Below are 11,648 nucleotides of genomic sequence, written 5' to 3'. Positions count from 1 at the left end.
ACCCTTGATAGAATGGGGCTGATAGTCTTCTTCCAGCCGCTGAATTTCCTCGGCAGTCAACTGTACCGAGACCGCAGCCACGGCATCTTCCAGATGACCCGGCTTACTGGCTCCCACAATCGGAGCAGTAATAACGGGCTTGCTAAGCATCCAGGCTAGGGCTACCTGGGCATTGGGAAGTCCCCGTTGCTGGGCTACTTCGGTGACCCGATCGGCAATGCTAAAATCTGCTTCGGTATAAAGGCTTTTGCCAAAGGCATCCGTACGGGCTCGTTCGGTTTCGTTACGCTCCTTGCTGCGTCCGCCTGACAGCAGGCCGCGTGCCAGCGGAGACCAGGGAATTACACCGATCTGCTGATCGGCACAGAAGGGTAGCATTTCCCGTTCTTCTTCCCGGTACACCAGGTTGTAATGCGGCTGCATGGATACAAACCGGGTCCAGCCGTGCAGATCGGCCGTATACTGGGCTTTGGCAAATTGCCAGGCATACATCGAAGAGGCTCCGATGTACAGGGCTTTCCCCGCTTTAACGACGTCGTGTAGGGCTTCCATCGTTTCTTCAATGGGCGTCTGATCGTCCCAGCGGTGAATCTGGTACAAATCAACGTAGTCCGTGCCCAGACGCTGTAAACTGGCGTCAATGGCGGCCATGATGTGTTTACGCGACAGGCCACGCTCATTGCGTCCGGGGCCCATGGGGTTGTATACTTTAGTAGCCAGAACTATTTCTTCGCGGCGGGCCAATGCTTTCAGTGCCCGGCCCACCACTTCTTCACTTTTGCCGTTGGAGTAGACATCAGCGGTATCAAAAAAGTTGATCCCCAGCTCCAGAGCTTTTTGGATAAAAGGGCGACTTTGCTCTTCGTTCAGGGCCCAGGGCCAGCGTTCGGTGGGCGTACCGTAGGTCATGGTTCCCAGACAGATCCGGGAAACCACCAAACCCGATTTACCTAAGCGAATGTATTCCATACGTGTATACCGTTAGTTTGAATACGTCACTTCTCAAAAAAGAACGGCCAGCCCGCAGATAAGAAAATTGGTTCTTGGATAAACAGGGCGAACGGTTTTTGGGACCTGCTACCAATACCCCATTCTTTAAGCCCTTGTACGCAATGGAATATAGTAGTAGCTCTGGAAGAGGCTACTACTATATTCCATTGCGTTCCCTACACCGAAGCCTCTTCAGAAAATAGAAAATGGTGTAAACGTTAGACTTCAGGTAACTTTCATGACTATCGCGTTCGGCCATGAAAACGTAACAGGGGAGTAGTAATCTTTTCAACGTTCGCTGGCTTGACTAAAACATGAGTTAAATCTATCAGGATGGAGGCAGTAGTCCAGGAGGCTCGGAGGCTGCTTAGATCGAGCGTACAAAACGCCTGTAGTTAAAAGCGACGATTGTTCAATCAACACGATTTTACCATTCCCGAGCCTAAGTACCAACGAATAAGTGAAATAGGTTTAACAGCTTTAAGCTAGCTTACATAACTTCCCTTTCCTGAACCACACGCCTTATTTTTCGGCCATTACTGGGACAATGACCTCATCCCCTTTTACGCTAAATTGATACACACCGGCTTTTTTATCCCATTGTTTGACGACGGGTACGATCCGGGTCCGGCGGGGGCCCACTTTCTCGGATGAGTTGTGAATGTGGTACACGTAATAGATTTGCTTGTCGATTCCTTCAAACAGGTCACCATGGCCGGAGCCATTTTCGCCAACGATCGAACGATGAATGATTGGGTTGTTTTTATACTTTACCCAAGGCCCGTAAGGCGAATCGGCTACCGCATAGCCAATCGCATAATCGATGTTCTGAAAATGATTGGCAGAATAAAACAGGTAATATTTGTTGTTCAATTTTATCACCGTAGGTCCTTCCATGATGGGTGCTGATTGATAATTAGGCGTTGCCTCCCAGGGCTCGGTCTGGTTAAAACATCGTTTCAGGGTTTCGGCCTTTATCGTTCCAGTTTTCAGGTCAAACTCGGCGACATACAGATAATTGCCTTTATCAAAGCGTACACTGTAGAGGTAGTATTTCCCATCCGTATCCTTAAAAATATAGGAATCGATATTTTTCTCAGAGCCATCGATCGGACCCACTTCTTTTTGTCGGTAAGGACCCAGTAACGATTTTGACTGGGCCAATACGGTTTGTTCATCAGCCGTATAAGTCAGATAATACGTGCCCTTCTCGCTGAATATTTGGGGTGCCCAGAAACCTTTCGTGCCGAACGTGTGGTCGCCTTTGGTCAGGATCATACCCAGCGAATCGGTTGCCATTGCTGGCACTGCCCATGTTTTCAGGTCCTTTGATTCTAACAAAGCAAACCCCTGCGGCTTACCTTCCCCTCCTTGTGAACCCGTTAGATAGTACTTGCCTTTCTCAACATATATCGTTACATCGGCAAAAAAAATCTCCTTTGTTGCCTGTGCATAGGACTGCAAAGAGGCCAGCGAAAGGGTCAAATACATTAGAATTACTTTCATTTTTTGGAGTATAGCTTCGTATAAATCATTACTACTCGATTCGTTCTTGGAAAAAGTACACATTTACGTGCTTGCACTGGAGTGCCGAGCTATAGCGTATCGGTAGGAAAAGGCAAATGAACTGATTATTGAGAGGATGTGCAACGACCTTATAAATGGCGGCCGTTCTGAAGAAGAATGTTTACCTAAGCGAAACAACTCCGCAAATGGGCATATTTCTTCAAGTTATTTTCTAAAATGTTCTATACATACAAAAATGCTTATGTGCGTAATCCTCATTGACTAATGATCTATTGATGGCTTCTTTTTTAAGTTGAATGCCCTATAAACGAATCCATCATTAAAATAAAAAATAGTATAAGATTTCATTACTCAAAACGAAAATATAAACAAATGTTAAGTCATCTTCGTTTGATGTAATCCCATTGCTTTTTACGAGTGATTTCTGTAAGTTCGCAGGATCAAAAGGTCTTACCATTACTCATGGTAAACTGAACATTTATTCTTCGGTTTTCATTCGTTAGCTACGCTTCTTAGTGCCTAGTTCGCTATCTACAGTAAAGACCCTGACTTAAACAAAAAACAATAAATTTCATTAGAATAATGAAAAAAATCTTCTTGTTAACAGTATTGATATTGACTTCTATTTTTTCAAAAGCACAATACAAAGTTGATTTTACAGAAAAGTTTAAAAAAGAAAATCAGGGAAAATATAAAATTGAAATTAATGAAGTAAAGGAGCTGGTTCATATCATGATCGCCATTACCCCATCAGGTATAGAAAATGATGATATGGTAGAACAGAAAGGCAAATATTATCAAGATGTTATTGCTCATTTTAAGTCTTATCAAAATGAACCGATCATCAAAACATTTGACTCTCTTATCGTCGCTTCAGCCTACAATTATATCTTTCTTACAGGCAATGGCATTTCCTACGATTTCAAAGGAAATAAATTAGTTAAAAACAAAATTTTCGATTTCCCGGCGACTGCTGTTTCAAACAGTAAAATCACAGAAAATCCGATCACTACTTACAAAACATCAATTGAAGACTTCGCCAGGAAATCGAAGTTCAGAGAATTTTATAAGAGCCACAAGCCCTATTACGCAGAGATTGTTTCCAATTATGAAACAAATGCAAATCTTGGCAAACAATGGAAGTGGCTGGAAAAAAATTTCAAAACAGTACAGAACAGTTATGCCATTTTTTGCTCACCGCTAATTAACAGTTTGAATTATACGGGCGATTTTGTAAACAACAATTTCAAGCTCATTTATATGGTTTTGCCGCCGCTTGATAAGCTGGAAAAGCTTTCGGAACGTGAAAACGAATTGTTTAACACCAGAGTAATGTTTACCGAAATTGACCACAATTATGTCAAGCAGCCAACGGTCGCAAACCAAGAGACGATCAATCAGTATTTTAAAGACCGGAAAGCTTGGACAAATGATGACATAGAAGGTGTTTCGGCGTATCCGAATCCTGTAAAAGTCTTTGATGAATATATGACCTTTGGTATTTTTGTATTGTATTGCAAAGACAATTACGATAATAAAGACTTTCTTTCAGCTAAAGAAAATGTTATTCTTTTGATGAAAGAAAGAGGTTTTCCTAAGATGCAGGAGTTTACCGACAAATTATTGAAAGTTCGTACTGAAAATCCTGATAAAAAAATTGATGATATTTATCCTGAATTTTTGAAATTATTTCAAAATTAAAATGGATATAACCTGGTGCAGTTGCGTTTAAAATGGAAATTTATCTGTTTAACCGCCACCTATTTAACTTTCTGTCTGCTGCCAACTACGATTGATTGTTGAATCAAAGAGAGGGAAAAGCAGGGTATCATTTAAGCTAACATTGCCGCGGTTGATATACCCCGGCAATGTTAGCTTAAATGACTTCGTTGATGATGTTGCGAAGAAGCGTTTTTATTCAGCCCTTGCCGTTCAGCAATACTAGTAGATAATCGGCGAAACTACTTTTATTTTAATTGTTTGCGTCAGTAGCAGGAAAAACTAGGAATGATACCTGTGCTGCAACTACTCATTGGACCCACTCTTTAACCTTACCCTTCGGGTGCTTCATTCAAAAAACCGTCCCTCATTTCTTTCCCGAATCCCCTCATGGGTTCTAGGAACTAGGTACTTGGTTACATTCTCTTTAGCCTCGGCCTGCACTTCTTCTACAAAGGACCGTAATCCTTGATTATAAGCATCAAAGGCTATCTGATAATCGCCGTTATGTTTCTCCAGTGCATCCGCCAGTGCTCCCCCACCCATCATCGCCAGCGTTCCGCCTTTTCCCGCCGCTGGCGAAGCACAATACGCCGCATCACCAATTAAAGCGACTCGGCCTTTCGTCCACGAGGGCATTTTAATCTGACAGAGTTTATCGAAGTAAAATCCCTCGGATCGCTGCATTGCTTCCAGTAATTCGGGCGTTCGCCAGCCTTCGCCTTTAAATTGGTCTACGATACATTTTCGTTGCTGATCCGTATCCCGATAATCATAGGAGATTTCCTTTTCCGAAAAGAAACAGAAGGTAACATCGGTCTTGCCTTGATACGCATTCAGCATGATTGCTTTATCAGGCACATTGTACAATTGCAGCGTACCTTGCTGTACCAGTAGTTGAGGCACAATGGTAATGGAAAAATACAGGCCCAAAAAGTGCGTGTAGTGTTTTTCATCCCCAAACCATAGTTTCCTTACGCCAGAATGAGAGCCGTCGCAGCCCAGTACCAAGTCAAACGAATGTTCTGAACCCGTTTTAAACGTGGCTTTTATCGCCTCCTGACTTTCGATTAATGAAGTAATCCGATTGTCGAAAATAATTTCAACGTCTCCGGTCAAAGCCGTATACAGAATTCGTAAAAAGGTTTCCCGCTCAATTTCGATGTTCTCATCCGCTTGCTCCGAACTCTCGGTATCCAGTTGGATCGCATTTTCGGTGGAATCGTCCGCATTTTTGTATTCAATGCGTTCCAGCTTCAGTCGATTTGCTTTGATCTGCTCGACTATTCCCATTCGTTTCGCCAGTGCTAAAGCCTCGCCTTCGATGTTAACGGGCGTACCATTGACCCGTAGTTCACTTGCTATCTCCACAATCGTTACCTGATACCCCAGTTGATTCATCAGGTACGCCGTAGTGAGGCCCGCGATACTGGCCCCTGAAATGAGCACTTTTTTGTTTTTTGTTGCTTCCATTATGCACGTTTTTACGTACACAAAGGAAGGTTACCCCTAGTGACCACGAAATGACCGTACGAAGGAAGTATGGGACTAATCGAGGTTTTTAAGTCGGAACGCCAGGGCTGTCATTCCCGTAGCTTTCTTAAAAAGTCGGGAAAAGTACGGAAGATCATCGTACCCTAGCTCGGTAGCAATTTCTTTAACCGACCGGTCCGAATGAACCAGTAGGCGTTTGGCTTCTAAAATGATACGTTGCTGAATGTGCTGTGAAACCGAATAACCGGTGCTGTTCCGGACACATTCGTTTAAATAGGGAATAGACAAGTGCAGCTTTTCCGCATACGTTGCTGGACGCTTGTTGGTGATATACTGTTGCTCCAGAAGTTTTTTGAAGTTTCGAGTGACCACATCAAATCGCGAAAGCATTTCTTCGGTTTTACCGTATTCAAAAAACTGCGAGATTGCTAAAGACACCAGGGTATTGCAACCATCCCGGAATGTCGCCTGATGGAATCGATGCCTATTCAATTCAGAAAACTTGAGACAAAGAGCCACCGTTTCCTTCAGTAGCGAATACATGTCACGGGTCAATACTAATGGAATTGCCAGGGCCATTTCTTCCAGTAGCTTGATGTACTCTGGCTTTATTTGCTCGGCAGTAAGAGACCAGCTACTCACCGTTACGTTCTCGAACCTGATGATCCGATGTACCTGATTAGGGTGTAGGTAGACCAGGGAAGGGGCTACAAGGGTATAGTCCTGAAAATCGATCTATAAAGAAACGAGTCCCGCTTCGAGCAGAAAAAAAGAATACCCATCCTCCCGATGCGATCGCTTGGCATCCTGCATACCCGCCACCTCTAGATTTTGGACCGTGAATCGTTCAATGGCCATCCCCCAACCTAATTCGTTGGCCATCGGATTGACAGGAATAGCGGTTGATTTTCTCAGCATAGCTAAAAAATTGATTCTTAAAAGTAGCGACTACGCGGTTATTCTATCCACTCGCTACCTCTCTGAGCGTATTTCTTCTCCGCTACCCTGGCGTAGGTCTACAGGTCATCCAAACCTAAGCTTTTGCTCCTAAACCGCAGGCCTGATTTCATAGATGGGAGTGAATCTTTGAAACTAACAAATACTGCTTTCTTTGGAACAAACCCCAGCGGTCCGATCCCAGCCACCTTTGTACCCTACCAAAACAAAGAAAATCATGGCAACAAAAAAAGTATGGTTCGTTACTGGAGCCTCGAAAGGATTAGGACTAGCCTTGGTAAAACGTCTTTTGACTGAAGGATATCCCGTAGCAGCCACGTCACGTGATGCTCAGGCTTTGCAAGAAGAAGTGGGCTTTCAGGGGGATACTTTTCTCCCCCTTCAGGTCGATTTGAATGATAGCCAGGCTATGGCTGATACGATCCGGCAGATTGTTAACCAATTCGGCACCATCGACGTAGTCGTCAATAACGCCGGTTATGGTCAGTTGGGAACCCTGGAAGAACTAAGTGACGAAGAGTCTCGGGCGAACTTTGATGTAAACGTATTCGGAACCCTGAACGTGATCCGCCACGTGATGCCGCTCTTCCGCGAAAAGAAGTCCGGCTCGTTCTTCAACATTTCTTCCATTGCCGGCTTTATGGGTACTTTTCCGGGATGGGGGATTTACAACGCTACCAAGTTTGCGGTGGTCGGCTTAACCGAAGCCTTATCCGCCGAAACCAAATCCATGGGGATCTCCGCAACGGTCGTATACCCCGGCTACTTCAAAACAAACTTCCTGCTGCAAGGATCTCTGCGTACGGCGGCTCATCCGATCGCCGACTACACGGAAGCACGTGAACTGGAAATCGTTCATAACGAGCACATCATTGGCAACCAACCCGGTGACCCTGAAAAAGCGGCCGCGGCCTTTATCCAGGTGGCAGAACTGGAGACCAAGCCCCTCCATCTGTTTCTCGGTTCCGATTCCTTCGCCATGGCTCATAGTAAGATCGAAATGCTGCAAAATGACTTGAAAACCTTTGAAAGCATGAGCAAGTCCACCGATTTTTAAACGGCCTTCTCTCTAGGCATCCGGCCATTCAGTCGGGTGCCTAGTTTTTTAACGATTCGTGCCCATTTTTGTAAAGGAGAATCCGTTCAGCCCAAGCGAGCGGATTACTGTTATTGGCACTGGACACCTAGCGAACATGGAACATCTCAGTATACCCCGGATTGAACTGGAAACATTCGCAGCCAAAGAGTACAAAGTCCCCTTGCTGAATGTGGAACATTATCCCGTTCATTCCGGCCATTTCATCGTTGAAAATCGTAATGATTATCCGGTTAAGGATTATATCTCTCCACACCGCAGAAAATTTTACAAGATTTTCCACATGACTTCGGGTACGGGTATTCTTACCATTGGACTGCATCGCTATGAGATGGCACGCCATGAAATCGCCTTTGTACATCCCGACGAAATCATGTCCTGGCAAACGACCTCGGAAGAAACCGGCGGTCATTTCTGCTTAATTCATCCGGACTTTTTCGGCCCCGATGCGGAGCATGTGTTGCAGCTATTGAGACAGTTTCCCTATTTCCAAGCCGACCAGGCCGTTATTCAGTTAGAAGATCGTCAATCACTGGTAATTGATAACTGTTTTGCTACCATGCTTAGCGAAGAGCGGGGCGATGCGGAAGATAAAAAGCAGGCCATTGTATTACAATTACAGCTTGTGTTACTGGAAAGCAAACGGGCCGGGAAAAACAGCATCCAAAAACCCGTTTCTGAAAACTACGGCTACATTTATCGATTCTTATCCCTACTGGAATCTTCCTTTCGGGTACAGGCCCCTGACGATTCCGTAAAGCTGAAAACCGCCGCCGAGTTCGCTGACCAGTTGCACGTTCACCCCAACTATTTAAATGCTCTGATTAAAAATCACACGGGCAAAACGTTACGGGAACACATCCAGGATCGCCTGTTGCACGAAGCAAAATCCTTACTAGTACAAACCGATTGGGATATCAATAAAATCAGTGACGGGCTGGGCTTCTCGGGACAGGCGGCCTTTACTGCCTTTTTCCGTAAAAAGGTTAATGTATCCCCATCGTTGTTTCGAAAAAATAGTTCGTTGGCGAATCAACCCATTCTACAAAACATTGCATAGCAAGAGGTGGTCGTTTAGTACCTTATCAATCCATTGGCTTGCTAGCTATCTGTAACATCCTCAATTCAGCTACAAAGAGTCTGACTTTAGCTACAAACCCCAGCACGAGAACCGTGAGCTTTGCTGCATCACTTAATTCTTATCTAATGCAGGCCAATCAATCAGCTATCGTTCATTCGCATGTACCCAGTCAATCAAAAATTGCACTCGTAACCGGAGCTAATCAAGGCGTGGGTTTTCAAATCGCAAAAGCACTGTCCGACAACGGCTACGTGGTTTACGTAGGTTCACGGAATTGGGAAAATGGTCAAACCGCCGCGAAAGACATCGGAGGCCAGGCACAAGCGATCCAGTTAGACGTCACCGTCCCCTCGTCTATACAAGCCGCTGTAGCCCAGGTGGAAAAGAAATTTGGACGTCTTGATCTTTTAGTGAATAACGCTGCCATCTCCCACGCCGGCAAGCCCGGCCGTACGCTCGAAGCGGTCATGCAGGCGAACCGGGCCAGTGTAGCTTCGTTGGAGGAAATGCGTAGCGTTTGGGAAACCAATGTTTTTGGCGTCCTGGCGGTTACGCAGGCCTTTTTGCCCCTCCTGCGTCAATCGCCCGCTGCCCGTATTGTCAATGTATCCAGTGCTCTGGGTTCTTTGACCCTGAATTCGGATCCATCCTGGCCTTATTACGGATCATTTGAGGTTATATACGGAGCCTCCAAAACTGCCCTGAATGCCATTACCTTAGCCCTTGCCCTTGAATTGAAAGAGGCTAACATTAACGTTCGTGCGGTCAGTCCGGGCTTTACTGCTACGGCCCTTAATAATTTTCAGGGTACGGATACGGTGGAAAAAGGATCCCGTGAGCCCGTCCGGGTCGCTCTAGATGAGGACGGACCTTCCGGCGTATTCACGGGTCCTGGCGAAGTACTTATACCTTGGTAAAAACACTTACTACCCTTACGGCTCATTAGGCCGTAAGGGCTATGCCTATGAAAAACGACGAAAAGCTTATCCGAATTAACTCTATATCGGAAGTACACCAGATTTTTGGACTGCCCAAACCGCAACATCCGCTGATTAGCGTGATGAATTTTACGCTTGGCAATAGTCCTGATCTTACGAAATTACCGGCTTACGATGTACTGAACTTCTATAAGGTAACCTTCATTACCAAATTAAGCGGCCAACTACGGTATGGTCAGGGTCATTACGACTATGACGAAGGCAGTATGCTCTTTGTGGCTCCGAATCAGTTGGTCGGTAGCGGCAATTACGCGGAAAATTCCGAGGGTTATATCCTGCTCATCCATCCCGACTTTTTTCTCGGTTATCCCTTAGCCCCTAAGGTTAAGCAATACGGCTACTTCTCCTACACGGCCAATGAGGCCCTTCATTTATCGGATAGCGAAAGAGAAATTATTCTATCCGTTTACCAAATTATTGAAAAAGAGCTACGGGGCCGGATTGATGAGTTTAGTCAGGATATCGTCATCGCCCAGATTGAACTGTTGCTCAGTTACGCCAACCGCTTTTACCGAAGGCAGTTTATCACCCGTAAATCAGTCAACCATGACGTACTGCAACGGGTAGAAACGATTCTGGATGAGTATTTTGAAAAGGGACAACCTTTACATCAGGGCATTCCTACGGTCCAGTTTCTTTCCGAACACCTGCATATTTCACCCGGCTATCTGAGTGATCTGCTACGCTCGCTGATTGGTCAAAACGCTCAACAGTATATCCGCTATAAACTCATTGAAAAAGCGAAAGAAAAGCTTTCTACTACGCAGCTAAACGTCAGTGAGATTGCCTACGAACTGGGCTTCGAACATTCCCAATCATTCAGTAAACTTTTTAAAAGTAAGACCAACCTTTCTCCCCTGGAATTCAGAGCCACGTTCAACTAAGGTAGGGGAATCTACCCAGAAGGATTAAAGGGCGGAATTCAATCGTATCCGATCCGCAATCCGACTACTCACTTTTTAGGGTTTTAACCGGATTCAAACGAGCCGCTTTCATCGCTTGTATACTAACCGTGAGTAAGGCTACCACCAGGGCGAATAAACCCGCTCCGAGAAAAATCCATCCCGATAATTCGATGCGATACGCAAAGTCTTCAAGCCATTGATTCATACTATATCCGGCGATTGGAGCGGCTACTACACCAGCTATCAAAACCAAGGTTAACAGATCTTTTGAAAGCAGGGCGACAATTCCCGCCATGGACGCTCCCAGTACTTTGCGAATGCCAATTTCCTTGATTCGCTGCTCTGCCATAAAGGCGGCCAGTCCAAAAAGTCCTAAGCAGGCAATGACGATGGCCAGACCCGCAAAGAGGTTAGCCAATACGCCTATTACTCGTTCCTTCTGGTATAATTGCTCATAATCTGCCTCCGCAAATTGGTAATTGAAAGGGTACTCTGGATTAAACCGCTGATAGGTGGTGCGTAGTTGAGCAAGTGCGGTTTCAGTAGTACCGGGCTGCGTCCGAATCATGATGGTTTGCTCGGAAGCCTCTGTATTAAGCCGAATAATTAGCGGCTCTATGGCTTTATGCAAAGACCCGAAGTGGAAATCTTTTACAACACCAATAATCTTACCAGGCTTATTCCAAACGGTTAAATCCTGACCCAGCGGATCCTGATAAGGTAAACGCTGGGCGGCGGCTTCATTAATTAAATAATGAGATGAATCCGTGGCCAAAGCGGATGAAAAATCACGCCCCTTGACCTGTAGCTTCAATGTTTTTACCAAATCATACCCCACGGACTGAATTTGAAAGTCCGTGTTTTGATCACCCGCTTTACCT

General features: G+C 45.2%; 11 protein-coding genes. 5 read left to right on the top strand and 6 right to left on the bottom strand.

Translation table 11 applies throughout. The annotated features are described in order from the left end of the window. Both ACOJTG_RS03690 and ACOJTG_RS03685 read right to left on the bottom strand, forming a co-directional pair. Window positions 1-969: aldo/keto reductase (locus ACOJTG_RS03690; RefSeq protein ID WP_420152572.1), on the bottom strand; the 969-nt coding region annotated here is incomplete at its 3' end. Window positions 970-1,512: 543 nt separating this feature from the next. After that, window positions 1,513-2,481 (bottom strand): glycoside hydrolase family 43 protein, encoded by a 969-nt coding sequence (locus tag ACOJTG_RS03685; RefSeq protein ID WP_420152573.1) that lies wholly within the window; start codon window positions 2,479-2,481, stop codon window positions 1,513-1,515. Between the two features lie 618 nt (window positions 2,482-3,099). Here ACOJTG_RS03685 and ACOJTG_RS03680 point away from each other — a divergent pair. Next, complete coding sequence (locus tag ACOJTG_RS03680) at window positions 3,100-4,218, top strand: DUF4932 domain-containing protein (protein WP_420152571.1); 1,119 nt, start codon at window positions 3,100-3,102, stop codon at window positions 4,216-4,218. A 366-nt stretch (window positions 4,219-4,584) separates the two neighbouring features. Here the strand turns inward: ACOJTG_RS03680 and ACOJTG_RS03675 are convergent, their stop codons facing one another. From ACOJTG_RS03675 to ACOJTG_RS03665, 3 genes are all read right to left on the bottom strand, one after another. Further along, window positions 4,585-5,709 carry an FAD-dependent monooxygenase gene (locus ACOJTG_RS03675; protein WP_420152570.1) on the bottom strand — a complete coding sequence of 375 codons (1,125 nt, stop codon included), beginning with the start codon at window positions 5,707-5,709 and terminating at the stop codon, window positions 4,585-4,587. 75 nt (window positions 5,710-5,784) lie between these two features. Beyond that, a complete protein-coding gene (locus ACOJTG_RS03670) occupies window positions 5,785-6,372 on the bottom strand; it encodes a helix-turn-helix domain-containing protein (protein ID WP_420152569.1) in 588 nt (195 codons plus the stop codon). Window positions 6,373-6,465: 93 nt separating this feature from the next. After that, a complete protein-coding gene (locus ACOJTG_RS03665; protein ID WP_420152568.1) occupies window positions 6,466-6,648 on the bottom strand; it encodes a hypothetical protein in 183 nt (60 codons plus the stop codon). 256 nt (window positions 6,649-6,904) lie between these two features. On the opposite strand from ACOJTG_RS03665, the gene ACOJTG_RS03660 reads away from it, so the two are divergent. The 4 genes from ACOJTG_RS03660 (at window position 6,905) to ACOJTG_RS03645 (ending at window position 10,746) form a co-directional block, all read left to right on the top strand. Next, window positions 6,905-7,744 carry an SDR family NAD(P)-dependent oxidoreductase gene (locus ACOJTG_RS03660; RefSeq protein ID WP_420152567.1) on the top strand — a complete coding sequence of 280 codons (840 nt, stop codon included), beginning with the start codon at window positions 6,905-6,907 and terminating at the stop codon, window positions 7,742-7,744. 136 nt (window positions 7,745-7,880) lie between these two features. Continuing rightward, window positions 7,881-8,843: a helix-turn-helix domain-containing protein gene (locus ACOJTG_RS03655; RefSeq protein ID WP_420152566.1), complete on the top strand. Its 963-nt coding sequence runs from the start codon at window positions 7,881-7,883 to the stop codon at window positions 8,841-8,843. Between the two features lie 113 nt (window positions 8,844-8,956). Further along, entirely contained in the window at window positions 8,957-9,781 is an 825-nt protein-coding gene (locus ACOJTG_RS03650; RefSeq protein WP_420152565.1) for an SDR family NAD(P)-dependent oxidoreductase, read from the top strand. Window positions 9,782-9,828: 47 nt separating this feature from the next. Beyond that, window positions 9,829-10,746, top strand: coding sequence for a helix-turn-helix domain-containing protein (locus ACOJTG_RS03645; protein ID WP_420152564.1), 918 nt, complete (start codon window positions 9,829-9,831; stop codon window positions 10,744-10,746). Between the two features lie 64 nt (window positions 10,747-10,810). Here the strand turns inward: ACOJTG_RS03645 and ACOJTG_RS03640 are convergent. Continuing rightward, the coding region (locus tag ACOJTG_RS03640; protein ID WP_420152563.1) for an ABC transporter permease at window positions 10,811-11,648 on the bottom strand (838 nt) is incomplete at its 5' end.

The sequence above is a fragment of the Siphonobacter sp. genome (genome assembly GCF_048595215.1).
In the GTDB taxonomy this organism is placed as follows: Bacteria; Bacteroidota; Bacteroidia; order Cytophagales; family Spirosomataceae; genus Siphonobacter.
Note: the sequence above shows the minus strand (reverse complement) of the source record. Positions and strands in the feature narration are given on the sequence as shown.

Excerpts from the sequence above, each read along its gene's own strand:
- ACOJTG_RS03665 (WP_420152568.1), bottom strand. The coding sequence starts at position 6,648 with ATGCTGAGAAAATCAACCGCTATTCCTGTCAATCCGATGGCCAACGAA.
- ACOJTG_RS03680 (WP_420152571.1), top strand. The coding sequence starts at position 3,100 with ATGAAAAAAATCTTCTTGTTAACAGTATTGATATTGACTTCTATTTTT.
- ACOJTG_RS03675 (WP_420152570.1), bottom strand. The coding sequence starts at position 5,709 with ATGGAAGCAACAAAAAACAAAAAAGTGCTCATTTCAGGGGCCAGTATC.
- ACOJTG_RS03660 (WP_420152567.1), top strand. The coding sequence starts at position 6,905 with ATGGCAACAAAAAAAGTATGGTTCGTTACTGGAGCCTCGAAAGGATTA.
- ACOJTG_RS03655 (WP_420152566.1), top strand. The coding sequence starts at position 7,881 with ATGGAACATCTCAGTATACCCCGGATTGAACTGGAAACATTCGCAGCC.
- ACOJTG_RS03645 (WP_420152564.1), top strand. The coding sequence starts at position 9,829 with ATGAAAAACGACGAAAAGCTTATCCGAATTAACTCTATATCGGAAGTA.
- ACOJTG_RS03685 (WP_420152573.1), bottom strand. The coding sequence starts at position 2,481 with ATGTATTTGACCCTTTCGCTGGCCTCTTTGCAGTCCTATGCACAGGCA.